Consider the following 26,941-nt stretch of genomic DNA (forward strand, 5'->3'; position numbering starts at 1 on the left):
TGTTCGCCGTCTTTGCTTTGTCGCTCCGCAAAGCGGCTTAAAAATCAATTCTTTTCGCGTATATTCCGCCCGATTCAGCTAACGGCGAGGTGCGATGATGCGTGTGAAAAAGATCATTACGGTATGTCTTCTGGGTTTGCTTGCTTCCGCGGGCACGATTGCCTTGGCGCAGGATCTGCTTGATAACGTCAAAGCGCGAGGCGCGTTGCGCGTGGCGGTCGAGGGCACGTATCCGCCGTTCAACTTCAAAGACAAAAAGACCGGCGAGCTGACAGGCTTTGACATCGAGTTCGCGCGTGCCTTGGCGGACAAGCTGGGCGTCAAGGTGGAATTCGTCGCTACGGAGTGGGTCGGTATCCTCGCCGGGCTGCAAGTCGGTAAATATGACGCCATCATTTCGGAGGTCACCATGACGCCGAAAAGAGAGGCCGAGTTCGACTTCTCACGTCCCTATACCTACTCCACGGCACAATTGATTCTGCGCAAAGACGACAAGGCCGAATATCGCGACTTCGGCAGCCTCAAGGGCAAGAGCGTCGGTGTGGGGCAGGGCAGCAGCTACGCAGAAACGCTCAATGCGGTCGGTGGGATCAACGTCAAGACGTATGTTTCGGCACCGCTCAATTTGCAGGATCTGGCGAATGGCCGTATTGATGCCGCATTGAACGACCGTCTGCTGGTGCCTTACATGATTCAGGAGGCCAAATTACCCCTGCGAGTCGCCGCAGCTATCGGCGACATCCAAAAACAGGGCATTCCTTTCAAGAAGAACAATCCCAGGTTCAAGGCTGCCATCGATACCGCGATTGCCGACATGATCCGGGACGGCAGCTACGCCCGCATTTCGCAGAAATGGTTCGGGCTGGATGCTTCCCGTCTGCCGGGCCAATAATGCCGGCGTCCTTGCCTTGACTATCCACGGCTGACTTCCTTCATGGCTGAGCTTCTTTCTCTTGTCACCGAATCCGGCAATCTTATTTTGCTGGGGACGCTTTACACCTTGTTATATGCCGTACTTGGCATGCTGTTCGGATTGCCACTCGGCATGCTGGTGACGTTCATTTGCTACGAGCGGGTGCCGGTGCTGGCCGGTTGCGCGCGCGTCTATGTGAGTTTTCTGCGCAGTACGCCTCAGCTGATACAAGCTTTTCTGATCTATTTCGGGCTGGGCGCAGCGGGCGTCGATTTGCCGCTGATTGTGATCGGGACGCTGGTATTGACGGCAAACGCCAGCGCCTATTTGTCGGAAACCATGCGCGGCGCCATGGAGGGCGTTACTGCCGGGCAATGGGGCGCCGGCTATAGCCTTGGGCTGACACGATTTCAGACGATCTGCAGCATCATCGCGCCGCAGGCGTTCCGGCTGGCTATTCCAGGCATCAGCAACACGCTGATCAGCCTGTTTAAAGATACGTCAGTCCTGTCGGTGATTACGGTGGCCGAACTGATGAAATACACCGGCGACATCATTTCGGTCACTTTCAAGCCATTTACCTTCTATTTAATAGCAGCATTTATCTATTGGGGCTTGTGCCTCTTATATGAGTACGGCATCCACCGCCGGGTAGAGGCGCATTTCAAGAAGGCTTATCGGCCGTCATTCTGACATGCCGAGCGGCTCGAATGCTTGCAGTTTTTTACCACTGACCGGGCTGGGAGAAATCCCTGTTTTTGACACGGTCATTTTTTTGAAAGGTAATACATGAAGAGGCTCTTTCTCATTCCCACACTGTTTGGCCTGGCTTCCATCGCGCATGCAGGCAATGTGCAAACCCTGGTGACCAAAACTTTTACCATTGACATCACGACGCATTGCGAAGAAGGCGAGGTAACTTGCAGCAAAGTTGACTACGTCGGCACGCGCAACGGCAAACCAAGCGATCGAATCAAACTGAAAGGGCGGACTTTAACGCTTGCAAATGGGCAAGGCCGTTTTATCGGCTATGAGTTCAAAAACGGTGCGTATCTATATAAGGTGCTGGAAGAAGGGCAATTACAGATATTCAAGGGGGGCAAACTTCTCCAGCGCGAAACCGGCGTATGGAAGTGAGACTGAAAACAAGAGTGGGCCTGCATGCTGAAACATGTCAGGCCTCTTTTACAGGTGGGGCTTGCTTTTGCGGCGGTGCAACCAAGCCGGGAGCCTTGATTTTTAGGAGGGTCTGATATTTGGGTCTTGTAAGAAGCCCTGTTTATGCCGCTTTGCAGCAATTTCCCATAATATGAAATCAAATATCGCTATTTGAAAATGCAAAAAGCCCTGTTAAAATGCCTCGTCCACGCGGCACAAAGACCGTACATTATTGGCTAAAAGAACCGCGAGAACCCCGCCACGACGCATCGCAGCTTCGCGTGACAGATTGAGAAGTGCGGTCTCGCATGCAGGTTCGTATTACAGATTAAGTATTGCAGCTTAACGATCCGGCCTCCCCGCCGATCCCTATCAACTCAGGAGACATACCATGTCAGCCCAAATCGACCAAGTCCTGGCGCAAGCCGCCAACGATCCCGATGTGATTGAAACGCAAGAGTGGCTCGACGCCCTCGAAGCCGTGATCGAAGCAGAAGGCCCGGAACGTGCACATTACCTGATGGAGCGCATGGTCGATCTGGCCCGCCGCCGTGGTGCCCACATCCCGTTCTCCAGCAATACCGCTTACGTCAACACCATTCCTGCCGATCAGGGCGAGCACTGCCCGGGCAACCTGGAAATCGAAGAACGCCTGCGCTCGTGGATGCGCTGGAACGCCATGGCGATGGTCGTCAAGGCTAACCGCGTCGACGGCGACCTCGGCGGTCACTTGTCCTCGTTTGCCTCGCTGGCGAATATGCTGGGCATTGGTTTCAACCATTTCTGGCACGCTCCGACCGAAGACCACGGCGGCGACCTGCTGTACATCCAGGGTCACTCCTCGCCAGGCATCTATGCGCGCGCGTTCCTGGAAGGCCGTCTGACCGAAGACCAACTGATCCACTTCCGCCGCGAAGCCGATGGTCATGGTCTGTCCTCGTATCCGCATCCGAAGCTGATGCCTGAATTCTGGCAGTTCCCGACCGTGTCGATGGGCCTGGGTCCATTGATGGCGATCTATCAGGCGCGTTTCCTGAAGTACCTGCACGCACGCGGCATTGCCAAAACCGACAACCGCAAGGTCTGGGCCTTCTGCGGCGACGGTGAAATGGATGAACCGGAATCGATGGGCGCCATCGGTATGGCCGGCCGTGAAAAGCTGAACAACCTGGTCATCGTGGTCAACTGTAACCTGCAACGCCTGGATGGTCCGGTGCGCGGCAACGGCAAGATCATCCAGGAGCTGGAATCCGATTTCCGCGGCGCCGGCTGGAACGTCGTCAAGGTCATCTGGGGCAGCGGCTGGGACGAGCTGCTGGCCAAGGACAAAGAAGGCATCCTGCAAAAAGTGATGATGGAAACCGTCGACGGCGAATATCAGAACTACAAGGCCAAGGATGGCGCGTTCGTACGCAAGCACTTCTTCGGCAAGCATCCGAAGCTGCTGGAAATGGTTAGCAAGATGTCCGACGACGACATCTGGCGCCTGACTCGCGGGGGCCACGATCCGCACAAGATCTACGCAGCATTCAAGGTTGCACAGGACAGCAGGGATCAACCAACCGTCATCCTGGCCAAGTCCATCAAGGGCTATGGTTTCGGCAAAGCGGGTGAAGCACGCAACACCGCACACAACACCAAGAAGCTGGACGACGAGGCCATCAAGGCCATGCGCGACCGTTTCCAACTGCCGATTTCCGACGCCGACTTGCCGAGCATTCCGTTCTTCAAGCCGTCCAACGACACCCCGGAAATGCAATACCTGCACGAGCGCCGCAAAGCACTGGGTGGCTATCTGCCGCAACGCCGTCCGCAAGCTGACGAAAAGCTGGTGGTGCCTGAGTTGTCGGCATTCCAGGTCATGCTGGAACCAACCGCCGAAGGCCGTGAAATCTCCACCACCGCAGCGTACTCGCGCGTGCTGACAGCGCTGCTGCGCGACAGCAGCCTGGGTCAACGCGTGGTGCCGATCATGGTCGACGAATCGCGAACCTTTGGTATGGAAGGCCTGTTCCGTCAGATTGGTATTTTCAGCCAGGTCGGTCAGCTGTACGAACCGGTCGACAAAGACCAGGTCATGTACTACCGCGAAGACAAGGCCGGCCAGATTCTGCAGGAAGGTATCAATGAAGCCGGCGGTATGAGCTCGTGGATCGCTGCGGCGACTTCGTACTCGACCAACAACCGCATCATGATTCCGTTCTACACGTATTACTCGATGTTCGGTCTGCAACGTATCGGCGATCTGGCTTGGGCTGCCGGCGACATGCGCGCCCGCGGCTTCCTGATCGGCGGCACTGCCGGCCGTACCACACTGAACGGCGAAGGTCTGCAGCACGAAGACGGCCACAGCCACGTGTTCGCTTCGGCTATCCCGAACTGCGTGCCTTACGATCCGACCTTCGCTCACGAAGTCGCCGTGATCATCCATGACGGCCTGCGCCGCATGGTCGGCAATCAGGAAGACGTGTTCTATTACATCACTGTGATGAACGAGAACTACGCTCACCCAGGTATCAAGCCGGGTCAGGAAGAGGGCATCATCAAGGGTCTCTACCTGTTGAACGAGAGCAGCAAGAAGAACAAGCTGCGCGTGCAACTGCTGGGTTCCGGCACCATCCTGCGCGAAGTCATCGCTGCCGCGGATCTGCTGCGCGACGACTGGAAGGTCGACGCCGACGTCTGGTCCGCACCATCGTTCACGCTGCTGGCGCGCGACGGCCAGGATTCGGAACGCTGGAACATGCTGCATCCGGCCGAAGCTGCTCGCAAGAGCCACTTCGAGCAATCGATGGAAGGCACCGAAGGCCCGATCGTGGTCTCGACCGACTATATGCGCACCTACGCCGAGCAAGTCCGCGCCTTTGTACCAAAGGGCCGTACTTACAAGGTGTTGGGTACCGACGGTTACGGCCGTTCCGACACCCGCGCCAAGCTGCGTGAATTCTTTGAAGTCGATCGTCACTATGTGACCGTGGCTGCACTGAAGTCGCTGGCTGACGAAGGCAAGATCAAGCCTTCCGTGGTTGCCGAAGCGATTGCCAAGTACGGCATCAATCCGGAAAAACCAAATCCGGTGACCGTGTAATTTTTGGAAATCTGCTGGACCTGAACCATCAGCGAGGCGGCTTGTCATGACATACTAATGTCGGCAAGCCGCCTTCAACATGAGTGGACACAAATCCGGCGCTGCATTTATCCCCATGCAACGCACCGGATCCAGAACAAACGGAGCGCAAGAGATGAGTCAAATCGAAGTAAAAGTACCGGATATTGGCGATTTCAAAGAAGTTGAAGTCATTGAAGTTCTGGTCAAGGTAGGCGATACCATCAAAGTCGAACAATCCCTGCTGACGGTCGAATCCGACAAGGCCAGCATGGAAATCCCATCCAGTCACGCCGGCGTGGTCAAAGAGATCCGCGTCAAGCTCGGCGACAAGGTTGCCGAAGGCTCCGTGGTCGTGATCGTTGACGCCGAAGGCGCTGGCGCTGCAACTGCGCCGGCAGCAGCTCCGGCTGCAGCGGCGGCGGCCGCCGCACCTGCAGCCGCGACAGCGTCCACGCCTGCACCAGCTGCACCTGCGGCTGCCCCGGCAGCGTCGGGTGGCCTGCAAGATATCCTCGTCCCTGATATCGGCGATTTCGCCGAAGTCGAAGTGATCGAGCTGCTGGTCAAGGTTGGCGACACCGTCAAGATCGAACAATCCCTGCTGACCGTCGAATCCGACAAGGCCAGCATGGAAATTCCATCCAGCCATGCCGGCGTGATCAAGGAACTGAAAGTCAAGATCGGCGATAAGGTTGCCAAGGGTTCACTGGTTGCCGTGGTGGAAGCTACAGGTGGTGCGGCTGCTCCAGCGCCTGCCGCTGCTGCACCTGTGCCGGCAGCTCCGGCGCCAACAGCCGCTGCTGCTCCGGCATCGGCACCTGCTGTTGCTGCTACTGCTGCACCAGCGATGGCGGTTGCCTCCGTTACGCCAGGCGCTGCGAACAAGTCGCATGCATCGCCGTCGGTGCGCAAGTTTGCCCGCGAACTCGGCGTCGATCTGACACGCGTTGTCGGTACTGGTCCGAAGAACCGCATTGTGCAAGAAGACATCCAGAAGTTCGTCAAGGCGGCACTGGCCGGCGGCGCTGGTACAGCGGCCTCCGCACCAGCCAAGAATGGCGGCGGCACTGGTATGGATCTGTTGCCATGGCCATCGCTGGATTTCAGCAAGTTCGGCCCGACCGAACTGCTGCCGCTGTCGCGTATCAAGAAGATCAGTGGTCCGAACCTGCACCGCAACTGGGTCATGATCCCGCACGTCACGCAATTCGACGAAGCCGACGTGACCGAGCTGGAAGAATTCCGCAAGTCGTCCAACGACGCTTATGCCAAGGCCAAGTCGCCGGTCAAGCTGACCATGCTGGCGTTCGTGATCAAGGCCAGCGTTGCGGCGCTGAAGAAATTCCCTGCGTTCAATTCCTCGCTCGACGCCAAGGGTGAAAACCTGATCCTCAAGCAGTACTACAACATTGGTTTCGCCGCCGATACGCCGAACGGCCTCGTAGTGCCAGTGATCAAGAACGCCGATCAAAAGACCATCGGCCAGATTGCTACCGAAATGGGCGAACTGTCGGCGCAAGCGCGTGACGGCAAGCTCAAGCCTGCCGACATGCAAGGTGCGACTTTCACCATTTCGTCGCTGGGCGGGATTGGCGGTACGGCTTTCACACCGATCATCAATGCACCTGAAGTGGCGATCCTGGGTCTGTCCAAGTCCATCACCAAACCAGTCTGGGACGGCAAGCAATTCGTGCCGCGCCTGATGCTGCCGACTTCGTTGTCCTACGACCACCGCGTGGTCGACGGCGCGATGGGCGCGCGCTTCTCGGCTTATCTGGCCGAAGTGCTGGGTGATTTGCGTAAGTCGCTGCTGTAATTGTTGCTGCTGCGCCGTGCCGATTCAACTCGGTGCGGCGCTTCAGTTTCAGGCACGCACTAAGCGGCGTCGCGCGTTCATTCCGGTAATGAGACCGCGCAGCGCAAATAAGCGAATAACAGAATTTACGGAGTAAAGACATGAGTCTGAGCGAAGTCAAAGTCCCCGATATCGGCGATTTCAAAGAAGTGGAAGTGATCGAATTGCTGGTCAAGGTTGGAGACACCATCAAGGTCGAGCAATCGCTGATCACCGTCGAGTCCGACAAGGCCAGCATGGAAATCCCGTCCAGCACAGCTGGCGTGGTAAAAGAATTGAAAGTCAAAGTAGGCGACAAGGTTGCTGAAGGTTCCGTGCTGCTACTGGTGGAAGCCAGTGGCGATGTGGCTGCCGCGCCGGCTCCTGCGGCAGCACCAGCACCTACGCCAGCTGCGCCTGTAGCAGCGGCACCGGCTCCGGTTGCAGCCAGCTTCGGCGGTTCTGCCGACATTGAATGCGACATGATGGTCCTCGGTGCAGGCCCCGGCGGTTATTCCGCTGCGTTCCGCGCCGCCGATCTGGGCATGAATACGGTACTGGTCGAGCGTTATTCGACCCTCGGTGGTGTCTGCCTGAACGTCGGTTGCATCCCATCCAAGGCACTGCTGCACGTCGCCGCCGTCATCGATGAAACAGCTGCGATGGCATCGCATGGCGTTAACTTCGCCAAGCCGGAAATCGACATCGACAAGCTGCGCGCTTACAAGGAAAAAGTCATCGGTACCATGACCGGTGGTCTGGCCGGCATGGCCAAGGCGCGCAAGGTCAACGTTGTGCAAGGTGTTGGCCAGTTCGTCGGTGCCAATCACATCGAAGTGACAGCAGCTGATGGCAGCAAGAAAACCGTCAAGTTCAAGCAAGCCATCATCGCCGCCGGTTCGTCGGTGGTGAACCTGCCTTTCGTGCCGCAAGATCCACGCATCGTCGATTCGACCGGCGCGCTGGAACTGCGTCAGGTGCCAAAGCGCATGCTGGTCATCGGCGGCGGCATCATCGGTCTGGAAATGGCCACCGTGTACTCCACGCTGGGCGCACGTATTGACGTCGTCGAAATGATGGACGGCCTGATGCAAGGCGCAGATCGCGACATGGTTAAAGTTTGGCAGAAGTTCAACGAAAAGCGCTTCGACAACATCATGTTGAAGACCAAGACGGTCGGCGTCGAAGCATTGAAAGAAGGCATCAAGGTCACCTTTGAGGCAGCGGAAGCCGGCGCCAAAGCACCTGAGCCGCAACTTTATGATCTGGTGCTGGTGGCCGTCGGCCGCAGCCCGAACGGCAAGAAGATTGCCGCCGACAAGGCCGGCGTGACCGTGACCGATCGCGGCTTCATTCCTGTTGATAGCCAGATGCGCACTAACGTGCCGCACATCTTCGCGATTGGCGATCTGGTCGGTCAGCCAATGCTGGCGCACAAGGCCGTGCACGAAGCGCACGTTGCTGCGGAAGCTGCAGCAGGCGAGAAGAGCCATTTCGACGCCAGCGTCATTCCTTCGGTGGCTTACACCGATCCGGAAGTGGCATGGGTCGGCATCACCGAAGACGAAGCCAAGGCCAAGGGCATCAAGCTGGAGAAGGGCCACTTCCCGTGGGCCGCATCCGGTCGCGCCGTTGCCAACGGTCGTTCGGAAGGCTTCACCAAGCTGCTGTTCGATGCCGAGACACATCGCATCGTCGGCGGCGGCATCGTCGGCACGCACGCCGGCGACATGATTGGTGAAATCGCACTGGCCATCGAGATGGGCGCGGACGCCGTCGACATCGGCAAGACCATCCATCCTCACCCGACACTGGGCGAATCGATCGGCATGGCGGCAGAAGTCTACAAGGGCGTCTGCACCGACTTGCCGCCGATGCGCAAGAAGTAAAAGAAGCAAAAGAAATAAGAGGAGTCATCAGCGAGGGAGTATTTCGCTGAAAAGAAAAACGGCTGACATCGCAAGATGCCAGCCGTTTTTTATTGCCTGCGTTATTCAGAATGAGCTGATTGAAATCAGCCGTTCAGAATGCGCATGCCTTCTTCCGTATAACGCGGTCCGGCCGCCGCATTGACCGGGAAGAGCTGATTCAGTTCTTCCAGATGCGACGCCGTGAGTGTGACCGCCAGCGCGCCGCTATTTTCTTCCAGATAGGTGCGGCGCTTGGTGCCCGGAATCGGTACGATATGGTCGCCTTGCGCCAGCACCCAGGCCAATGCCAATTGCGACGGCGAGCATTCATAGCGAGTTGCCAGCTCTTTTACTTTCTCCACCAGCAGCAGATTCTTCGCAAAGTTCTCGCCCTGGAAGCGCGGATTGTGGCGACGGTAATCATCTGCGTCGAACTGATCAGGACGTGTAATCGCACCGGTCAGAAAGCCACGTCCCAATGGGCTGTACGGCACGAAACCGATGCCGAGCTTCTTGCATGTCGCCAGCACGTCCTGCTCCGGATCGCGCGTCCACAGCGAATACTCGCTTTGCAATGCGGTGATCTTGTGGACCTTGCTGGCGCGCTCCAGCGTTTGCGACGATGCTTCGGACAAGCCGATGTGACGGATCTTGCCGGCCTTGACCAGATCAGCCAGCGCGCTCACGGTCTCTTCGATCGGCGTGCCCTGATCGATGCGGTGCTGGTAATACAGGTCGATGGTGTCGACGCCCAGGCGTTTCAGGCTGCCTTCGACCGAGCTGCGGATGTAATCGGGTTTGCCGTTGACGCCGCGCGCCGCCGGATTGGACGGATCACGCACGATACCGAATTTGGTCGCGATGAAGACCTGGTCACGCTTGCCCTTGATGGCCTTGGCGATCAGCTCTTCGTTAATATGCGGACCATACATGTCGGCCGTGTCGAGGAAGCAGATGCCGAGTTCCAGCGCGCGATGGATGGTGGCGATGGATTCGGCGTCGTCGCGGTTCGAATAGAAATCGCTCATGCCCATGCAGCCGAGGCCGATGGACGAGACGGTCGGGCCGTCAGCGCCGAGCTTGCGGGTGCCGACCTGCGTCGCTGGTTTTGTGTGTACGTTTGTTGCTGTCGTTGCTGTCGTTGCTGTCGTTGTTGCGTTGTTCATTGGAAGCGTCCTCTGGTTCTTGCGGTTGAGTGACGACGACAGCCGGTAGCGCAGCCTCCATCTCTTCATACATGTTCACTTTCATATGAAGCACGGCCAGATTGCTTTGCAGCTCGGCGATCGTCTCTTCCACGGTGCGGGCATGCTGTTGCAGCAAAGCCTTCCGTGCAGACACACTTTCCGCTGTGTTGCCGGCGCGACGCAGTTCTGCATAGCGCAGCATGTCGCGGATCGGCAGACCGGTCGAACGCAGCTTCAGCAAGAATCCGATCCAGAGCAGATCTTCTTCACGGAACAGCCGGTGCGTATTGTCTTGCCGTGCGATGGGATCGAGCAGGCCGATCTTTTCGTAATAGCGCAGGGTATGCACCGACAATCCGGTCTTTGCAGCAGCTTGTTGTATGGTCAGGGAAGTGGTCATGCAGGGCAGTCTAGGAGTTGGAGTGCGCTCTAAGTCAAGGGAGATTATGCGCTTTTTTCTGACGGCTTGTCAGGATGCCGACTGCTAATCAGGCGCGCGCCAGCAAACTTTTGACAGCTATGCAAAGATAGCGTTTTTCGCGGGAAAGCCCATGCACGACCGTGCGGTCACCGACCGGCAGCGCATGCGGTTTTCTCAGTTTGCAATGCTCAGGAGAAGAGTGAATGAGTCACCCGTTTAATCCCGCCCCCATCGCCGCAAAATTCGGCATTTCCGCTGACGATCTCGGTATCGAACTGATCAGCCATACGCTGGACGGTATTGAGTACGAAAGCGTCCTGCTGTTCAACAAGAAGAGCACAGCGCCGGTCGCCGGCGTGCTGTCGATTCCTAATTTCTTCGGCGTCAGCCAGAAGGCGTTGGAAGTCGCTGCTACAACGATCGGACTGAGCCAGGCAATTCTGGTCGGCGACGTGTACGGCAAGTCCGTGCGTCCGACCAATGGCGATGAAGCAATGGCAGCCATTATTCCGCTGAAGAAAGATCGCGCCGAATTGCGTAAGCGCATGAGCGCCGTGCTCGAAGCACTCAAGGGCCAGGACAAGGTCAAACTGAGCGGCAAGTTAGGTGTTTGCGGCTTCTGCTTTGGCGGTACGGCAGCGTTGGAACTGGCGCGAGCGGGTGCAGCCGTCAATGCGTTTGCATCGCTGCATGGCGCACTGGATACACCAAATCCCAAAGATGCAGAAAACGTCAAGGGCGCGATTCTGGTGCTGCACGGCGTGCAGGATCCATCGGTGCCGCGCGACATGGTCAATGCTTTCATCGATGAAGTCAGCGCTGCCAAGCTGGACTGGCAACTGATCAACTACGGTCAGGCCGGTCACTCGTTCACTGATCCGGACGCCAGTAACCCCGGCTTCTTCTATCACAAGCAAACTGCTGAACGTGCTGCAGTGTCATTGAAGAACTTCTTTGCAGAAAAACTCGGCTGATTGATGTAACACGGTCATAAAAAAAAGCCCAGCGGCATTTGCCGTTGGGCTTTTTTTTGCAGGTAATTCGATTGAATCAGGAAGACATTCCTCAAGAATCAACAAGCGCGCGATTACATCAACACGCGCTGAGACATTACATATCTCTGATTCCAATAAATGTTCCGCGCAAACTATTTGGATACCGTTTATTCAGATCTTCGCCCATGTTTGGCGCATAGCTGTCAAATTGTTCAAATACTGTGGTGAAGCCCAAATCGTAGATTAAACCTAAGAGATATTCTTTTTGTATCCAGAACGATTTATCGTTTTCGTAGGACGCCCACCGCATTTTTTCCCTTTCCTCGAAAGACAAATTTTTATCGAACTCGTAATACCATCTTCCAGGCAGCCCTTCATGTACATTCATGGGTTCCAGATTGAATTCTTTCACGCCATTGTCCAGCGGAGTTGCAAAGTGCGTTTCCAAAATTAATAATTTCTTTGTGTTCCTGGCTAGTTTTTCCAAAAACGCTTTTGGATTGTCGAAATGGTAAAAAAGACCGCAGCAAAAAGCCGCATCATAGGGGCCATATTTGTCGAGGTTCCAAGCCGTATCTTTAACGAAATTCAAATTCGGCAAATCAAGATTTTCTTTTACATAATTGCAGCAAGCAATACTTTCTTCACGGACTTCCAGTCCTAAAGTATCAAATCCCATTTTGGCGATTTCAACTGTATATCCGCCCTCCAGGCATCCCAGATCAACGACACGATAATTTTTTTTGTTCGAAGGAAAAACCAGATTTAATATTTTACGTGTGGAGATGGTGCATGGATGATCGCTCATGAGCATCGCATCTGGTTTCGTAAAAGAACCATTGTCCAACTGAATATTATGAGCAGTAAAATTCATTGTTTCACCTTCACCCTTATCTACGGAATTTGTTTGGAATTAAGTATTTTTCGTGAAAATCCATTTGACTGACTAATTGGATTACTACGATCTTACTTGTTGATACTGCTTATATGTTGAAAAATTCCGTGGCTGACATGGTCAAATAGCAACAATTCGACAGGCTGTGCATGCCTATAGCGTATTTCGTTCGGCGAAGAACCCGACCGGTGTGGCAGCGGCACAGAGGATTTTTTGAGCAAGCGTAAAAAAACCGGCGTCGTTTGGACGCCGGTCAGCTTCTTGCCCAAGGAGCAGGCGACTATTCTTTCACCGCCCCGGTCATGCCCGACACGTAGTATTCCACGAAGAACGAATACACCACCGCCACCGGCAACGAACCCAGCAGCGCGCCGGCCATCAGTGCACCCCAGTGATACACGTCACCGTCGACCAGTTCGGTCACGATCCCAACCGGCACCGTCTTCACTTCGGATGAGGAAATGAAGGTCAGCGCATAGATGAACTCGTTCCATGACAGGGTGAAGGCGAAGATGCCGGCCGAGATCAGGCCCGGCACCGCCAGCGGCAGGATAATCTTGACCAGGATTTCCCATCGTGTGGCGCCGTCAATCAGTGCACATTCTTCCAGCTCATACGGAATCGAGCGGAAGTAACCCATCAACAGCCAGGTGCAGAACGGGATCAGGAAGGTCGGATACGTCAGGATCAGCGCCCAGCGCGTATCGAACAGACCCAGCTTGAACACGATCGCCGCCAGTGGAATGAACAGGATCGATGGCGGAATCAGATACGCCAGGAAGATGCCCAGACCGACTTGTTTGGAACCCTGGAAGCGCAGACGTTCGATGGCGTAAGCTGCGAACACGCTGGCTGCCAGGGAAGCGAAAGTCGACACCACCGACACGATGACCGTGTTCAGCAGCCACGCCGGATACTGGGTTTCGAACAGCAGCTTCTTGAAGTGGGCCAGCGTCGGCGCCACCACCCAGAACGGATTACCGGTTTGACGCAGCAATTCGTTATCCGGCTTGAAGGCCGTGATCACCATCCAGTAGAACGGAAAGAGCAGCACGAACACGAAGATACCCAGCGGGATATACGTCGTGATCCAGCGGCGCGGCATCGATTGCAGAAAATCCATGCCCTGCGTTTCTTGCTGCAGGTCTTTTGACTTCTTGCTCATTTGTCACCTCCTTGTTGCCAGCCGCGACGTTGCAGGCCGAAGTACGAAAACATGATGGCTGCGAGCAGGAAAGGAATCATGTATGTTGCCAGCGCTGCCCCTTCACCGAGCGAGCCGCCGGGGATGGCGCGTTGGAACGACAGCGTTGCCATCAGGTGTGTGGCATTCAACGGACCACCGCGTGTGAGCACATAGATCAGCTGGAAGTCGGTGAAGGTGAACAGCACCGAGAAGGTCATGACTACCGCGATGATCGGTGTCAGCAACGGCAGTGTGACGTAGCGGAACTGCTGCCACGGCTTGGCGCCGTCAATCGCCGCCGCTTCATACAGCGAAGGCGAGATCGTTTGCAGACCGGCCAGCAGCGAGATCGCGACAAACGGAATACCGCGCCAGACATTGGCGACAACGGTGGAAATCCGCGCCAGCCAAGGCTCGCCGAGGAAGTCGATGTAGTGATCGATCAGACCCATCTTCATCAGTGACCAACTGATCACCGAAAACTGAGTGTCGTACATCCACCAGAATGCCAGCGCCGACAGGGCGGTAGGAACAATCCATGGCAGCAGCACGATCGCACGGAAGAATGACTTGATCGGCAGATTCTTGTTGAGCAGAATCGCCAGCCAGAGGCCGAGCACGAATTTCAAAATACTGGCGGTGATGGTGTAGAACAGCGTGTTGAACAGCGACAGCTGTGCCAGCGAGTCGCCGAGCAGGAAGGAATAATTGTCCAGCCCGATGAAGTTGCCTTCGCCACCGATCTTGGTATCGGTAAAGCCAAGCCAGACTCCCAGTCCGAGCGGATAGGTAAGAAACACAACAAGCAGTAATACGGCAGGCGCCATGAACAGCATGCCCAGCACATTACGGTTGTTCAGCAGTCGGGATAACATAAGCAGACCTCGGTAAGCGTGATGACTGCGTTCGCATGGCGATTGCCGATGCGAACGCATGTTTTGCTCCATGCACCGTCTGCAGCAGCTTCAGAAATGACAAGAAGCCGATACAGACGAAAGCAGGTTGTTATGCCTTGTAGAAACGCTTGGCGCGCTCCGCTGCACGATCGATGGCCTGCTGCACGGTCTTCGATCCGCTGGCGGCTTCCGCCACCATATCGACCACCACATAGTCAGCCATACACGCCGCCGACGCTTGTCCCAGCGGACCTTCGTGGCCGTGATCGATCATCAGCGCTGCCGAATCGCGATACACGGTTGCCTTTGGATCCGAAGTCCAGATGGCGTTCTTTTCGTAGGCCTTGAGCGATTGGCTGACGTAGCCGATGGATGCTTCCATCCATGGGTTGTATTGCTCAGGCTCGAACATGAACTGCACGAAGGCTTTGGCCGCATTCGGGAACTTGGTGTGCTTGAAGATCATCATCTGCGTGATCTGCATCAGCTCGGTTGGCTTGCCGGCAGGGCCGATAGGGAAGTGGGCGTGTTGCGTGTCTTTCGCCATTTCCTGAAGCTTTGGATCGGTCGAATTCTTGGCCGCGTAGTACACCGAGATGCCGTTGGCCGTCATGCTGATCTGACCGTCCAGGTATGCTTTGTTGTTCGACGGATCTTGCCAGGACAGTGTGCCTGGAATAAAGGTCGCATACAGTTGCTTGGCGTATTCCAGCGCTGCGCGGGTTTCCGGCGAGTTGATGGCGACGGCGCCTTTCTTGTCGACCAGCTTGCCGCCGTGTGACCACAGCAACCAGTGTGCCCAGTTGTTGGCATCGCCGACGGCTTTACCGAGCGCGAAACCGACAGGTGTGTTCTTGGCTTTCAAGGCCTGACACATTTTCAGGAAGCCGGCGGTATCCTTCGGCACACCGTCGAAACCTGCAGCCTTCAACTGGCTTTCGCGATAGACCAGCGCATTGCCGACCACGCCGACCGGCAGAGCAATCCACTTGCCGTCCTTGGTGCCGTATTTACGGCAGACGTCGTACCAGCCGCCCAGACGGCTACCCAGCGAAGTCGCCAGGTCGGTCAGGTCGATCAGCTTGGTTGGGTATTGTTGTGGATCATCGAACCAGCTCATCACGATGTCCGGGCCGGAACCGACGTTGGCGGCAACTGCAGCCTTCGGACGCAGGTCTTCCCAGCCTTCGCTGTCGGTGCGTACGGCGACACCGGTCTTCTCGGTGAATTTCTTCACGTTTGCATTCCACAGATCTTCATCGCCCTGGACGAAACGCTTCCAGCGCAGTACGCGCAGTGTCGCGCCTTTCTCGATCTCGAACTTCAGGCCTGCTCCGGTGGCGGCAGGTGCTGCCGGTGCGGCAAATGCATTGGTTGTGGCTACTGTCGATGCTGCAGCGACGGATGCGCTCGCAGCTAAAAAGTCACGTCTGGTCAGCTTTGTCATGTCTCCTACTCCTTCTCTTCTGATGAAAGTGAATGGGTCCGCTCTGTTGCGTTGTTATTTTTACTTGCTGTAGTACAGATTGTGTTACTGGGACTGCTTTGAAAAAGACGAATTGGTCTTACGCTCAACCATGCGCCAGCGTCTTGCCGCTGTCGGCATCGAACAGATGCGTGCTGCCGTGTTCAGGCACCAGATCGATCGTGTCGCCCGCGCCGAAGTTATGACGCTCACGGAAGATCGAAGTCAGGCTGGTGTCGTTGAAGCGTGCATAGACTTCGGTGTCGGCGCCGGTCGGTTCAACCACCACCACTTTGGTGCTCATGCCGCTGCCGGCAGGACCGATGCTCAGGTGTTCCGGACGCACGCCGTAGACCACGCGCTGGCCATCGATACCATCGAGACCGCGATGTGCATACGGTGCAGGCAGGCGTGTGCCGTCGGCGAATTCGACCTCGGCCTTGTCGGCATTGCGACGCAATGTGGCAGGGATGAAGTTCATCGCCGGTGAACCGATGAAGCCTGCGACAAAAATATTGGCTGGGCGATCATACAGTTCCAGTGGCCGGCCGCGCTGTTCCACCAGGCCATCACGCATGACAACGATCTGGTCAGCCATGGTCATCGCTTCGATCTGGTCATGGGTAACGTAGACGGAAGTTGTCTTCAGGCGCTGATGCAGCTCTTTGATCTCGGTGCGCATTTGCACGCGCAGCTTGGCGTCAAGATTGGACAGCGGTTCATCAAACAGAAAGACTTGCGGATCGCGCACGATCGCACGGCCCATCGCCACACGCTGGCGTTGACCGCCGGACAGTTGACGGGGATAGCGTTCCAGCAGATTGGTCAGGCCCAGGATTTCAGCAGCCTTCTTGACCTGTTGCTGGATGAAGGACTTATCCTTCTTGGCCAGCATCAGCGAGAAGGCCATGTTGTCATTGACCGTCATGTGCGGATACAGCGCATAGTTCTGAAACACCATGGCGATATCGCGATCCTTTGGCTGGACGTTATTGACGACCGTGCCGCCAATGGAGATCTCGCCTTCGGTGATTTCTTCGAGGCCTGCCAGCATGCGCAGCAGCGTTGACTTGCCGCAGCCGGAAGGGCCCACGAGCACGGCGAACTGACCGTCCTCGATTTCGATATCGACGCCACGAATAACCTGGGTGCTGCCGAATTGCTTTTTGATGCCGCGAATCTGAACTGATGCCATGCCTTGCTCCTCGTCTCTATATCTCGTTTTTTGTGTCTGCAGTGAGCCCCTTCTTGGAGGGCTACCGCACATTTAGAGCCGCTAACAAAACGCTGCTGGCAGCGTTGCTTTTCCTTTCCGTACGCTTGTACTGTCTGCGTCGGCGCGCCTTGCCATCAGCGTTTTGTTAGCGGCTCTTTATTCCGATACCTGCGCCGTTTGATTTTTATGATTTTCGGCGGTATTGAGAGATACAACTGTGACAGCGCACTATCGTGACCCATTCATTCAGTCGTGCTGCGATAGTGAATCTTCATACATCATCAACGCGCCATACCTCTCTGGTGCTGCTTGTTTTTATTGCTTGCTGCGAGATCGGTTGCTAACTTCGTTAAGTCTGTTGCGCTTGCTGGATTCGTGCTTGCCTGCGTCTGGCGATTGGCTGGGACGCAGGGTGTCTCTTATCTTTTATGTATTACTTATTTATTGTTGGTTTTGTGTTTGATTATTTTGCTCTGCCTTCAACCACCACATACGAAGGGCGTCCGTTGCGGTCCCAGTCGATCAGGTTTTGCGCTGCCTTGCGGCGCAATTCCTTGGCGGCGACTTCGGAATAGAAGGCTGCGTGCGGCGACAATAGCACACGTTTGTGCTGGACAATAGCGGAACTTGTCTCCGGCGGTTCGACCGGCAAGACGTCGAGTCCGGCACCCTTCAAATTGGTGTCCAGCGCCTTGAGCAGGTCATCAATATTGACCAGGCCGCCACGTGCCGAGTTGACCAGGAAGCTGTCCTGTTGCATCAACTTCAACACTGAGGTGTCGATCATACCGCGGGTCTCATCGTTGAGCGGTGTATGCAGCGAAACGACATGGGCTTGCTTGAACAATTCTTCCTTGCTGACGCGTTCAACATAAGCAGGGAAGTCGCCATCGATGATGTGCGGATCGTAAGCGATTACGCGCTTGAACAGGTTGCGGCTGATGTGGGCCATGCGCTTGCCGATGCGGCCGAGGCCGACGATACCGATCGTCATCTCGGAGCAGCGTTGAATCTTGCCCGCGGTGGTGTAATGCCATTGACCCGATTTGACGTCGCGGTCATAACCCGTGATGTTGCGGATCAGGTCTAGCGCCATCGCCAGCGCATGCGTGGCGACTTCACCGACGCCATAGTCGGGCGAGTTGCCCACCCAGACGCCATGCTTTGCAGCATCAGCGGTATTGATGGTATCGAAACCTGCGCCATAGCGGCTGGCAATGCGGATTTCAGGCCGGGCGGCGAAGACTTTGGCGTTGACCGGTGCATATTGCACCAGCAGGCCTTCGCAGCCTTCGGCGGCTTTGATGACTTCGTCTTCGGTACGGCATTGCGCCGTCACGACTTCAACGCCGGCTTCGCGATACAGTGCTAGTTCAAGTTCTACATCCAGAAAATCGTAATCGGTAATTAATACTTTCATTGCGTCATGTCTCCGTGACTCTGGTTGCAAGAAGCGGAAGTGTGTCATCTGATGTGACGCTAGCTTCTTCCGCTGCCTGGTTGAATGATTAAATCCCTACACCCTGAAATCAGTGATTGTCTTTCGGTATTCCCGAGCCGCTCTTGCCGACCAGGAAATCCAGATCGGCACCGAGATTGGCCTGCTGCACGTGATCGACATACAGCTTGACCCAACCGCGATCCGCGGGCGCTTTCGGCGCTTGCCATGCTGCGCGGCGACGTTCCAGCTCTTCGTCACTGACGTGCAGATGCAGCTTGCGCGCCTCTACATCCAACTCCACCATGTCGCCGTCTTTCACCAGCGCCAACGGGCCGCCGGCAGCTGCTTCAGGTGTCACGTGGAGCACCACGGTGCCGTAGGCTGTGCCACTCATGCGCGCATCGGAGACGCGCACCATGTCGGTAATGCCCTTGCGCAGCACCTTTGGTGGTAGCGGCATGTTGCCTGCTTCACCCATGCCGGGATAACCCTTCGGGCCACAGTTCTTCAATACCAAGACACAGTTTTCGTCGACGTCCAGATTTTCATCGTCGATGCGCTTGTGCAGGTCGTCGCTGTTCTCAAACACCACAGCGCGGCCGGTATGTTTCAACAATGCCGGTGTGGCGGCGGAAGGCTTGATGACGGCGCCGTCCGGGCACAGATTACCGTGCAGGATGGCGATGCCTGCAGCTGGTTTGAAGGGCGTATCAAAGGCGTGGATAACGTCGCGGTTCCAGTTTGGTGCATCTTTGCAGTTGTCCCACAAGGTCTGGCCGTTGGCGGAGAGCGCACTCTTGTCGATGACGCTTTCCAGTTCGCGGATGACTGACGGGAGACCACCGGCGTAGTAAAAATCTTCCATCAGATATTTACCCGACGGCTGCAGATTCACCAGGCAGGGCAGCTTTTGACCGATGGTGTCCCATTCTTCCAATTTCAGATCGACGCCGATGCGGCCCGCAATCGCCAGCAAATGAATCACGGCATTGGTCGAGCCGCCGATGCCGGCGTTGACGCGGATGGCGTTTTCAAATGCGGCCTTGGTCAGGATCTCGGACATGATCAAATCTTCCTTGACCATCTCAACGATACGGCGGCCGGAGTTGCGGGCCAGAACATTACGGCGCGCATCGACTGCGGGGATCGCGGCATTGCCCGGCAAGCTCATGCCCAATGCTTCCACCATGCTGGCCATGGTTGATGCCGTGCCCATGGTCATGCAGTGACCATGCGAGCGATGCATGCAACTCTCGGCTTCAAAGAATTCTTCCTGCGACATATGGCCGCCGCGAACTTCTTCCGACATCTGCCAGACGCCGGTTCCTGAACCCAGCTCACCGCCACGGTATTTTCCCGACAGCATCGGGCCGCCGGAGATGCCGATAGTCGGCAGGTCCACCGAAGAGGCACCCATCAGCAGTGCAGGAGTCGTCTTGTCGCAACCCATCAGCAGCACCACACCGTCCAGCGGATTGGCGCGGATGGATTCTTCCACGTCCATGCTGGCGAGATTGCGGAACAGCATTGCGGTAGGGCGCATCAGCGTTTCGCCGAGCGACATCACAGGAAACTCCAGCGGGAAACCGCCAGCTTCCCAGATACCGATTTTCACTTGTTCTGCCAAGGCGCGGAAATGCGAATTGCAGGGCGTCAGTTCTGAATAAGTATTGCAGATGCCGATGACCGGACGGCCATCGAATTGATCATGCGGAATGCCGCGGTTCTTCACCCACGAACGGTAGATGAAACCATCCCGGTCTTGCCGGCCAAACCATGCCTGGCTACGACGTGTAAATTTCTTGGTATCGCTCATGTTCTTTCCTTCTTTCCTTGTGGCCCGTCAATCGATAGATTGGAATCAACTGAGGACCGAATGCTGTCTGAATCGGATGGCTGCAGGAAAAATCAGTGGCGAATATTGCTTTGATCAAAAAAGTAACGGGAGAAATCCATCAGGTGATACGCCAGCATGGCGTCGCCATTGCCGGCATGGCCGAGGTGGCATGCGTAGCGAGAGGTATTGGAGGCCAAAACGGCACGCGCAGAAAGCAGCGCTGCATAAGCAGCGTTGCGCTTCCCTGTCGGCAATGCATACGGCGATGCCTGCGACATGGTTGAAGTACTCCCCCGGCTAGCTATGAATTCCAATGCCTGTCTCCAGTGCTGCGGTTTTGTCCGCTGGCAGTGTGTAGCAACCACAACCTCTGGCGACTACCTCTGCTCTGGTAATTTTTGTACGTTGCAAATGAACGTTGCGAACAGCATGCTTCGAAAAGATGTCAGCGAGTCTATTTCAGCATTTGCGCTTTGGTCAAGTGGTAATACCAGATTTGTCATACATCTTTTTATCGATGCATCACTCATGTTTTCCATTGCGCTCTATGATGCCCAATGGTGCGCTGCGGCGTGGGTGAATTATTTTCGTGCATCGTTTTCTTCCTTGACAGTGCCGGGGTGATATGAAATTCTTTTCCTCAGTCTGGTAAGACCACATGACCGCTTGACAAGAATTTGTCAGGAAACAAAAACAGGAAAGACCAGTACTGGAGAGGGATAAGCCGGCACAGACCGCGCTGAATGGTTCATCGACGGGTTTGCAATGAACCCCGACGCAGCAGGCAATGCAAAAGACATCTGCCTGTCTTCACCATACAAAGGAGGAGAGACAATGAGCAACATGCGTAGAAATGCAATCAAGGCAATGGTCGCCGCGGTAGCGGTTTTGTCGTTCGGTGCTGCACATGCAGCATGGCCTGATCGCCCGGTGACGCTGGTAGTGCCCTGGGGCGCTGGCGGCGGTACGGATGCCACCGCGCGCATCATTGGTGCGCTGCTGGAGAAGGAACTTGGCCAGCCTGTCAACGTTGTCAATCGCACTGGTGGTAACGGCGTGGTCGGACACCAGGCTATCGCAGGCGCCGCACCAGATGGCTACACCATTGGCCTGGCTACGGTGGAAATTGCCATGATGCATCATCAGGGCCTGACTCAATTGAGCTACAAGAACTACACGCCGATCGCGCTGATGAATTTCGATCCGGCAGCATTGACCGTGAGTGCGGAGTCGCCGCACAAGACATTCGACGATCTGCTCAAGGCCGTAAAGGCCAACCCCGGCAAACTGAAAGCATCCGGTACCGGTCAGGGCGGTATCTGGCATCTTGGATTGGCTGGCATGCTGAGCGATCTGAAGTTGGAGCCGACAGCTGTGAGATTTGTGCCATCAAATGGTGCCGCTCCTGCCATGGTGGATCTTGCTGCCGGCGGTGTCGATATCGTCGCTGCATCGCTGCCCGAAGCACGTTCGCTGATCGATGCCGGCAAGGCGCGTCCGCTGGTGATCATGGCGGAGCAACCCGCAGCCTTGTATCCCAAGGTGCCAACGCTCAAGAGTCTGACGGGCAGCAGCTGGACCAACGGCGCCTGGCGCGGCATCGTCGCGCCCAAGGGCCTGCCTGCGGATATCCAGACCAAGCTGGCCGGACATATGCAAAAAATCTACAACAGTAAGGAGTACAAGGATTTCATGGGGGGACGCGGTTTTGGCACGATGTACGCCGATTCCGCTGACTTCGGCAAGTTCATGGAGAAGAGCGACAACGACATGGGCAAGATACTGAAAACACTCGGAATGGCGAAGTAACAGATCGACGACAGGCGTCGGCTGCACTGTTGCTGCCGACGTTTTTCCCTGACGTTGTGTTCCGCGTTGCAGTGTAGTGCAAAGCAACGCCATAGCCGAGTCTTCAGACTTGCCCATTGAACCTGTTGAACTTGTTGGGTCTCCATTGCCATGAAAATCAACGATGCCGTTTCAGGAGTATTGCTGGCAATTTTTGCCGGCATGATTTACGCCTATTCCGCAACCTTTCCTTCCATGGGGCAGCAGCAAATCGGTCCAGCCCTGTTTCCGCAATTGCTGGCTGGCGGGCTGATGATTTGCGCGATCCTATTGGTGCTCAAGGGCTTGCGGCAAACACGCACTGACAGTTGGATAAGCCTGCCGGAATGGGCCGGCGATCGCCACGCGGTGTTCGGTTACGCGCTGGTGCTGCTGTCGCTGGTGTTCTACATCTATGCATCCGAGCCGCTTGGTTTCTTGCCTACTGCAGCGATACTGCTGTTGTCATTGTTCCTGACCTTTGGGGCACGTCTTGTAGTGGCGTTGCCGGTGGCGCTCGTCAGCGCATTGGGTATCCACTACATTTTTTACAAAATCCTGAAAGTACCGCTGCCTTGGGGCCTTCTGGAATCTGTCGCCTGGTAAGGGGAGCTGACAATGCTTGCAAATTTGTACGCGGCCTTCGGGCTGGTATTCGACCCCTATGTACTGGCGGTCATTCTCGGTTCATCGATGTTCGGACTCTTCATGGGAGCGATTCCCGGACTCTCTGCCACGATGGCGGTGGCGTTGCTGGTGCCGGTGACCTTCTTCATGCCGGCTGTGCCTGCGGTGGCGGCGATGGTCTCGGCCACGGCGATGGCGATTTTTTCGGGGGATATTCCTGGTTGTCTGCTGCGCATTCCCGGTACGCCCTCATCGGCGGCGTATACCGATGAGGCCTATGCGATGACACGTAAAGGAGAGGGCGAAATTGCGCTGGGTGCGAGTCTGGTGTTCTCAGCGGTAGGGGGCCTTTTCGGCACCTTCGTGCTGATTCTGGCGGCTCCTGCGCTGGCGGAACTGGCGCTGAAGTTTTCCTCGTTCGAATACTTCTGGCTGGTGTTGTTGGGGTTGACCTGTGCCATTTTCATCGCATCGGAAAATCCGCTCAAGGGTTTCGTCTCGCTGTTTCTCGGCATGTTCATTGCCTCGATCGGCATGGGAAATCCTGCGGGCTTTCCACGCTTTACTTTCAATAACAGTGACTTGCTCAGCGGCGTATCGCTGGTGCCGCTCATGGTCGGCATGTTTGCGATGTCGGAAGTGCTGCGCTATGCCGTGTCCAAAGACGAGAAGCTGGTGGTGACGGCAGGTAAGGTCGGCAACGTTTTCAAGGGCATGTGGGATCTGGCGGTCCGCTATCCGAAATCGATATTGCGCGGCAGCGTGCTCGGCACATTGGTCGGCGCTTTGCCGGGTGCCGGTGCCGACATCGCGGCGTGGATGTCGTATGCGATGAGCAAGAAGATGTCCAAGGAGCCGGAAAAATTCGGCACCGGTCATCCGGAAGGCATCGTCGAATCGGGTGCCGCCAACAACTCGGCGCTGGCCGGCGCATGGATTCCTGCATTGGTGTTCGGCATTCCGGGCGACTCAATCACGGCGATCGTGATCGGCGTGCTGTACATGAAGAATCTCAATCCCGGCCCGATGATCTTTGTTGAAAATCCGGTGTCGATGTATGCGATTTTCATCGTTTTCATTCTTGCCAATTTGCTCATGCTGCCACTGGGCTACTGGTGCATCAAGCTGGCCAAGCGCATTCTGAGCGTACCGCGTAATCTGCTGATGCCGCTGATTCTGCTGTTTTGCATCGTCGGCTCATACGCCACCAACAACAGCGTATCGGATGTCGGCATCATGCTGGTCTTCGGCTTGCTGGCGTATCTGATGGAAGAAAATGGGTTTCCTGTGGCGCCGACGGTACTCGGCGTCGTGCTGGGCGGCATGCTGGAGGAACATTTCGTTACATCGATGATTAAGGCTGACGGCGAGTTCGTGGCATTCTTCAGTCGACCCATCGCGGGAACTTTGGGCGTATTAACGATATTGCTGTGGCTGTTGCCGCTGATCTTGCGTGGATTGCGCAGGAAGCCGGCAGCGGCTTGAGAACTTGTCCACGCTCCTGATCGTGGACAAGTTCGAATGATTTTTTATTGAAAGGATGGTTTGCAACATGGCTTCACCTGAACGTTTTTCCGCCGTCGAACTCAAGCAGTTCTCCACACAACTGCTGCAAAAGGCCGGCTTGCCGTTGGAGCCTGCTGCTTCGGTGGCAAGCACGCTGGTCGATGGTGACCTGCTGGGGCACGACACGCACGGCCTCGCGCTGCTGGCACCCTACGTGAAAGAAATCGAAAAGGGCGCGATGGCGACCTCCGGTGAACCTGAGGTGGTGTCCGATCGTCCGGCCGCCTTGGTCTGGGATGGCCGTCGTCTGCCGGGGCCATGGTTGGTGCACAGGGGCATCGATGCGTTGATCCCGCGCGCGCGCGAGTTAGGTACGGCCTCGCTGGCAATTCATCATAGCCATCATATTGCCTGCCTTGCCGCGTACTTGTTGCGCGCCACGGAAGAAGGTTTTTTGATGGTGTTGTCGAGCTCGGATCCTGCAGTACATAGCGTGGCACCGTTCGGTGGTACCCAAGCAGTGTTCACGCCAAATCCGATCGCCGCCGGCATTCCTACCTCGGGCACGCCTTTCCTGGTAGATATTTCTGCCTCGATTACCACCAACGGCATGAGCAACCGCTTGCATAAAGCCGGCAAGCAGTTTGAAGAAGAGTGGCTGCTTGATGCGCAGGGAAATCCCAGTCGTGATCCTGCCGTGTTTGCTGCCGATCCGCCGGGTACGATTCTGCCCTTGGGCGGCTTGTCGGCAGGGCATAAGGGCTTCGGCCTGGCGGTGCTGATCGAAGCACTGACTGGTGGCCTGTCCGGTTTTGGCCGTGCAGATCCTCCGGCAGGTTGGGGCGCCACGGTGTTCATGAGCCTGTACGATCCGACGGCTTTCGGCGGCGAAGCGGCCTTCAAGCGTCAGATGGATCACATCGCCGAAGCTTGCCGGACCAATCCGCCGCGCCCCGGTGTGGAGAAGGTGCGCATGCCGGGCGACCGCGGCATGGCGCGTCGCGCGGAGCAGCTGGAGCAGGGGGTGGCCTTGCATCCGACGATTGCGCCGGCGCTGCGCGAAGCCGCGCAGCAGTATGGTTTGACGTTCCCGACAGCGGTGTGAGTTTTCGCCTCGCAGGTAAATGATTTATCTGCGGGTGCGATACAATCCGGCGCCAAGATAAAAGAAGATTTTAATCGGAACCCTCTATGCCAATTGAAGCGATCGAGCCGCAACGACTGTATCGCCAGATCAGCGACCAACTGCGCAAGCTGATCGTCGACGGTGAGTTTCCCGTCGGCTCGCGTCTGCCGTCGGAGCGCGACCTCTCCGTGCAACTGGGCGTCAGCCGACCGTCGTTGCGCGAAGCCTTGATTGCGCTGGAAGTCGAAGGTTATATCGAAGTCCACATGGGATCCGGGATTTATGTCTGTCCGCCATCGCCCGCTCCCGAAGGCGAGATCGACCTGTCGACGGAAGAGGGGCCGCTGGAATTGATCCGTGCGCGCGCCATGCTGGAAGGTGAGGTCGCCTACGCCGCTGCCAAGAATGCCAAGAAGGCGCAGATCGATGCCATCGAAGAAGCTTTTCAACAAATGATCGAGCACACCAGCGCCGGCACCAATCCATTGGAGGCCGACCGCTTATTTCATATTCGCGTGGCCGAAGCGACCGGCAATAGCGTGTTGGTCGGATTGGTGACGCAATTGTTCGATGCGCGTCTGGGCCCGCTATTCAATCGTCTGCATAGCCACTTTGACACCATTGAAGTGTGGAACGACGCAATCGAAGAACATTCACGCGTAATGAAAGCACTGCGCGCACGCGATCCTGAAATGGCGCGCACTGCGATGCGGCGTCACATGGACATTGCCTTCAAACGCTATAGCGCAAGTCTCGTCGGGCAGGCAGGATTGTTCAGCAAAAAAGTCGTAGCGGAGAAGGTAGTCAAAGTTGTCAAGGCCAAAGTGGTAGCAAAGAAACCGGCGGCGAAAGAGAGTGCAGTCAAAGTGGTTGCCAAAAAATCTGCAAAGTCGACGACAGTCAAAAAGACGTCTGCATTGAAGGCGTCGGCCAAACGCGCACCGGTTGTTACGCCGACCAAACGTCGCAGCGCTCGCGCCGGAAGCTAACGAGACGGTGGTGGCGCGTCAGCCCAGCTTGCCGACGTTCTTGTCCCAATTGAGTCCGTCGAAATCGACGAAAGTCAGCTTGTCGCTGTTCAAATCGACATCGTCGAGGCAACGGACATTGATGGTGTAGAGCTCCGGTGCTGCGCGTGGCCGTGTGAAAACGTGCACGCCGCAGGTCGGACAGAAATGATGTTTCGCGGCCATGGTGCCGAACTGATAGGTCGCGAGTTTATCTTCGCCGGCAATCAGGCGAAAATTCTCAGGCTGCACACGGTGGTGCAGAAATCCCTTTTTGGTACAGATGGAACAGTTGCAGACGGTGATGCGTTCAATGTCGACATCGGCTTCGAAACGAACCTGGCCGCAATGACAACTGCCTTTGTGGTGATCCATGTGCATCCGC

Annotated in this window: 23 protein-coding genes; 12 read left to right on the plus strand and 11 right to left on the minus strand. The window is 56.2% G+C overall.

The window, feature by feature from the left end; genetic code table 11:
- Positions 1–94: 94 nt before the first annotated feature.
- From PQR63_RS06320 to lpdA, 6 genes are all read left to right on the plus strand, one after another.
- Positions 95–892, plus strand: coding sequence for a transporter substrate-binding domain-containing protein (locus tag PQR63_RS06320; RefSeq protein WP_408166578.1), 798 nt, complete (start codon positions 95–97; stop codon positions 890–892).
- Positions 893–934: 42 nt separating this feature from the next.
- Positions 935–1,606: an amino acid ABC transporter permease gene (locus PQR63_RS06325; RefSeq protein WP_408166579.1), complete on the plus strand. Its 672-nt coding sequence runs from the start codon at positions 935–937 to the stop codon at positions 1,604–1,606.
- Positions 1,607–1,702: 96 nt separating this feature from the next.
- The gene (locus tag PQR63_RS06330) at positions 1,703–2,050 is read left to right on the plus strand and encodes a hypothetical protein (protein ID WP_408166581.1); all 348 of its coding nucleotides are present in this window, start codon (positions 1,703–1,705) and stop codon (positions 2,048–2,050) included.
- A 412-nt stretch (positions 2,051–2,462) separates the two neighbouring features.
- Entirely contained in the window at positions 2,463–5,159 is a 2,697-nt protein-coding gene (gene aceE, locus PQR63_RS06335) for a pyruvate dehydrogenase (acetyl-transferring), homodimeric type (protein ID WP_408166583.1), read from the plus strand.
- Positions 5,160–5,313: 154 nt separating this feature from the next.
- Positions 5,314–6,996 (plus strand): dihydrolipoyllysine-residue acetyltransferase, encoded by a 1,683-nt coding sequence (aceF, locus tag PQR63_RS06340; RefSeq protein WP_408166584.1) that lies wholly within the window; start codon positions 5,314–5,316, stop codon positions 6,994–6,996.
- A gap of 140 nt (positions 6,997–7,136) precedes the next feature.
- Positions 7,137–8,903: a dihydrolipoyl dehydrogenase gene (gene lpdA / locus PQR63_RS06345; protein ID WP_408166586.1), complete on the plus strand. Its 1,767-nt coding sequence runs from the start codon at positions 7,137–7,139 to the stop codon at positions 8,901–8,903.
- A gap of 125 nt (positions 8,904–9,028) precedes the next feature.
- Here lpdA and PQR63_RS06350 read toward each other — a convergent pair whose 3' ends face one another.
- Together PQR63_RS06350 and PQR63_RS06355 are read right to left on the minus strand one after the other, a co-directional pair.
- The gene (locus PQR63_RS06350) at positions 9,029–10,090 is read right to left on the minus strand and encodes an aldo/keto reductase (protein WP_408166587.1); all 1,062 of its coding nucleotides are present in this window, start codon (positions 10,088–10,090) and stop codon (positions 9,029–9,031) included.
- Positions 9,993–10,511: a MerR family transcriptional regulator gene (locus PQR63_RS06355; protein ID WP_408166589.1), complete on the minus strand. Its 519-nt coding sequence runs from the start codon at positions 10,509–10,511 to the stop codon at positions 9,993–9,995. The genes PQR63_RS06350 and PQR63_RS06355 overlap by 98 nt, the downstream gene beginning before the upstream one ends.
- Positions 10,512–10,735: 224 nt before the next feature.
- Between PQR63_RS06355 and PQR63_RS06360 the strand changes: the two genes are divergently transcribed.
- Complete coding sequence (locus PQR63_RS06360) at positions 10,736–11,506, plus strand: dienelactone hydrolase family protein (RefSeq protein WP_408166591.1); 771 nt, start codon at positions 10,736–10,738, stop codon at positions 11,504–11,506.
- Between the two features lie 136 nt (positions 11,507–11,642).
- On the opposite strand, the gene PQR63_RS06365 is transcribed toward PQR63_RS06360, so the two are convergent.
- The 8 genes from PQR63_RS06365 to PQR63_RS06400 all read right to left on the minus strand — a co-directional run bounded on the left by PQR63_RS06365 (position 11,643) and on the right by PQR63_RS06400 (position 20,741).
- Entirely contained in the window at positions 11,643–12,401 is a 759-nt protein-coding gene (locus PQR63_RS06365) for a class I SAM-dependent methyltransferase (protein ID WP_408166593.1), read from the minus strand.
- Positions 12,402–12,702: 301 nt separating this feature from the next.
- Complete coding sequence (locus PQR63_RS06370; protein WP_007884378.1) at positions 12,703–13,587, minus strand: carbohydrate ABC transporter permease; 885 nt, start codon at positions 13,585–13,587, stop codon at positions 12,703–12,705.
- Positions 13,584–14,483: a carbohydrate ABC transporter permease gene (locus tag PQR63_RS06375; RefSeq protein ID WP_408166595.1), complete on the minus strand. Its 900-nt coding sequence runs from the start codon at positions 14,481–14,483 to the stop codon at positions 13,584–13,586. Before PQR63_RS06375 ends, PQR63_RS06370 begins: the two co-directional genes overlap by 4 nt.
- Before the next feature lie 130 nt (positions 14,484–14,613).
- Positions 14,614–15,951 carry an ABC transporter substrate-binding protein gene (locus PQR63_RS06380; RefSeq protein ID WP_408166597.1) on the minus strand — a complete coding sequence of 446 codons (1,338 nt, stop codon included), beginning with the start codon at positions 15,949–15,951 and terminating at the stop codon, positions 14,614–14,616.
- A gap of 124 nt (positions 15,952–16,075) precedes the next feature.
- Entirely contained in the window at positions 16,076–17,164 is a 1,089-nt protein-coding gene (locus PQR63_RS06385) for an ABC transporter ATP-binding protein (RefSeq protein ID WP_408166598.1), read from the minus strand.
- A 484-nt stretch (positions 17,165–17,648) separates the two neighbouring features.
- On the minus strand, positions 17,649–18,605 hold the full coding sequence (locus PQR63_RS06390) for a C-terminal binding protein (protein WP_408166600.1): 957 nt from the start codon (positions 18,603–18,605) through the stop codon (positions 17,649–17,651).
- Between the two features lie 109 nt (positions 18,606–18,714).
- Positions 18,715–20,442: an IlvD/Edd family dehydratase gene (locus PQR63_RS06395; protein WP_408166602.1), complete on the minus strand. Its 1,728-nt coding sequence runs from the start codon at positions 20,440–20,442 to the stop codon at positions 18,715–18,717.
- 92 nt (positions 20,443–20,534) lie between these two features.
- Positions 20,535–20,741 (minus strand): hypothetical protein, encoded by a 207-nt coding sequence (locus PQR63_RS06400; RefSeq protein ID WP_408166604.1) that lies wholly within the window; start codon positions 20,739–20,741, stop codon positions 20,535–20,537.
- A 556-nt stretch (positions 20,742–21,297) separates the two neighbouring features.
- Between PQR63_RS06400 and PQR63_RS06405 the strand changes: the two genes are divergently transcribed.
- The 5 genes from PQR63_RS06405 (at position 21,298) to PQR63_RS06425 (ending at position 26,538) form a co-directional block, all read left to right on the plus strand.
- Entirely contained in the window at positions 21,298–22,272 is a 975-nt protein-coding gene (locus PQR63_RS06405; protein WP_408166605.1) for a Bug family tripartite tricarboxylate transporter substrate binding protein, read from the plus strand.
- 150 nt (positions 22,273–22,422) lie between these two features.
- A complete protein-coding gene (locus PQR63_RS06410) occupies positions 22,423–22,896 on the plus strand; it encodes a tripartite tricarboxylate transporter TctB family protein (protein ID WP_408166607.1) in 474 nt (157 codons plus the stop codon).
- Positions 22,897–22,908: 12 nt separating this feature from the next.
- Positions 22,909–24,402: a tripartite tricarboxylate transporter permease gene (locus tag PQR63_RS06415; protein WP_408166609.1), complete on the plus strand. Its 1,494-nt coding sequence runs from the start codon at positions 22,909–22,911 to the stop codon at positions 24,400–24,402.
- 67 nt (positions 24,403–24,469) lie between these two features.
- A complete protein-coding gene (locus PQR63_RS06420) occupies positions 24,470–25,528 on the plus strand; it encodes an Ldh family oxidoreductase (RefSeq protein WP_408166611.1) in 1,059 nt (352 codons plus the stop codon).
- 86 nt (positions 25,529–25,614) lie between these two features.
- Positions 25,615–26,538: a FadR/GntR family transcriptional regulator gene (locus PQR63_RS06425; protein ID WP_408166613.1), complete on the plus strand. Its 924-nt coding sequence runs from the start codon at positions 25,615–25,617 to the stop codon at positions 26,536–26,538.
- Positions 26,539–26,556: 18 nt separating this feature from the next.
- Here PQR63_RS06425 and PQR63_RS06430 read toward each other — a convergent pair whose 3' ends face one another.
- The gene (locus PQR63_RS06430; protein ID WP_408166615.1) at positions 26,557–26,931 is read right to left on the minus strand and encodes a GFA family protein; all 375 of its coding nucleotides are present in this window, start codon (positions 26,929–26,931) and stop codon (positions 26,557–26,559) included.
- Between the last annotated feature and the right edge of the window lie 10 nt (positions 26,932–26,941).

The organism is Herbaspirillum rhizosphaerae, from assembly GCF_046025915.1.
Classification (GTDB): Bacteria; Pseudomonadota; Gammaproteobacteria; order Burkholderiales; family Burkholderiaceae_D; genus Herbaspirillum; species Herbaspirillum rhizosphaerae_A.

What these genes read in the sequence shown, in the direction of transcription:
- PQR63_RS06320 (WP_408166578.1), top strand. Translation starts at nt 95, where the DNA reads ATGATGCGTGTGAAAAAGATCATTACGGTATGTCTTCTGGGTTTGCTT.
- PQR63_RS06325 (WP_408166579.1), top strand. Translation starts at nt 935, where the DNA reads ATGGCTGAGCTTCTTTCTCTTGTCACCGAATCCGGCAATCTTATTTTG.
- PQR63_RS06330 (WP_408166581.1), top strand. Translation starts at nt 1,703, where the DNA reads ATGAAGAGGCTCTTTCTCATTCCCACACTGTTTGGCCTGGCTTCCATC.
- aceE (WP_408166583.1), top strand. Translation starts at nt 2,463, where the DNA reads ATGTCAGCCCAAATCGACCAAGTCCTGGCGCAAGCCGCCAACGATCCC.
- aceF (WP_408166584.1), top strand. Translation starts at nt 5,314, where the DNA reads ATGAGTCAAATCGAAGTAAAAGTACCGGATATTGGCGATTTCAAAGAA.
- lpdA (WP_408166586.1), top strand. Translation starts at nt 7,137, where the DNA reads ATGAGTCTGAGCGAAGTCAAAGTCCCCGATATCGGCGATTTCAAAGAA.
- PQR63_RS06350 (WP_408166587.1), bottom strand. Translation starts at nt 10,090, where the DNA reads ATGAACAACGCAACAACGACAGCAACGACAGCAACGACAGCAACAAAC.
- PQR63_RS06355 (WP_408166589.1), bottom strand. Translation starts at nt 10,511, where the DNA reads ATGACCACTTCCCTGACCATACAACAAGCTGCTGCAAAGACCGGATTG.
- PQR63_RS06360 (WP_408166591.1), top strand. Translation starts at nt 10,736, where the DNA reads ATGAGTCACCCGTTTAATCCCGCCCCCATCGCCGCAAAATTCGGCATT.
- PQR63_RS06365 (WP_408166593.1), bottom strand. Translation starts at nt 12,401, where the DNA reads ATGAATTTTACTGCTCATAATATTCAGTTGGACAATGGTTCTTTTACG.
- PQR63_RS06370 (WP_007884378.1), bottom strand. Translation starts at nt 13,587, where the DNA reads ATGAGCAAGAAGTCAAAAGACCTGCAGCAAGAAACGCAGGGCATGGAT.
- PQR63_RS06375 (WP_408166595.1), bottom strand. Translation starts at nt 14,483, where the DNA reads ATGTTATCCCGACTGCTGAACAACCGTAATGTGCTGGGCATGCTGTTC.
- PQR63_RS06380 (WP_408166597.1), bottom strand. Translation starts at nt 15,951, where the DNA reads ATGACAAAGCTGACCAGACGTGACTTTTTAGCTGCGAGCGCATCCGTC.
- PQR63_RS06385 (WP_408166598.1), bottom strand. Translation starts at nt 17,164, where the DNA reads ATGGCATCAGTTCAGATTCGCGGCATCAAAAAGCAATTCGGCAGCACC.
- PQR63_RS06390 (WP_408166600.1), bottom strand. Translation starts at nt 18,605, where the DNA reads ATGAAAGTATTAATTACCGATTACGATTTTCTGGATGTAGAACTTGAA.
- PQR63_RS06395 (WP_408166602.1), bottom strand. Translation starts at nt 20,442, where the DNA reads ATGAGCGATACCAAGAAATTTACACGTCGTAGCCAGGCATGGTTTGGC.
- PQR63_RS06400 (WP_408166604.1), bottom strand. Translation starts at nt 20,741, where the DNA reads ATGTCGCAGGCATCGCCGTATGCATTGCCGACAGGGAAGCGCAACGCT.
- PQR63_RS06405 (WP_408166605.1), top strand. Translation starts at nt 21,298, where the DNA reads ATGAGCAACATGCGTAGAAATGCAATCAAGGCAATGGTCGCCGCGGTA.
- PQR63_RS06410 (WP_408166607.1), top strand. Translation starts at nt 22,423, where the DNA reads ATGAAAATCAACGATGCCGTTTCAGGAGTATTGCTGGCAATTTTTGCC.
- PQR63_RS06415 (WP_408166609.1), top strand. Translation starts at nt 22,909, where the DNA reads ATGCTTGCAAATTTGTACGCGGCCTTCGGGCTGGTATTCGACCCCTAT.
- PQR63_RS06420 (WP_408166611.1), top strand. Translation starts at nt 24,470, where the DNA reads ATGGCTTCACCTGAACGTTTTTCCGCCGTCGAACTCAAGCAGTTCTCC.
- PQR63_RS06425 (WP_408166613.1), top strand. Translation starts at nt 25,615, where the DNA reads ATGCCAATTGAAGCGATCGAGCCGCAACGACTGTATCGCCAGATCAGC.
- PQR63_RS06430 (WP_408166615.1), bottom strand. Translation starts at nt 26,931, where the DNA reads ATGGATCACCACAAAGGCAGTTGTCATTGCGGCCAGGTTCGTTTCGAA.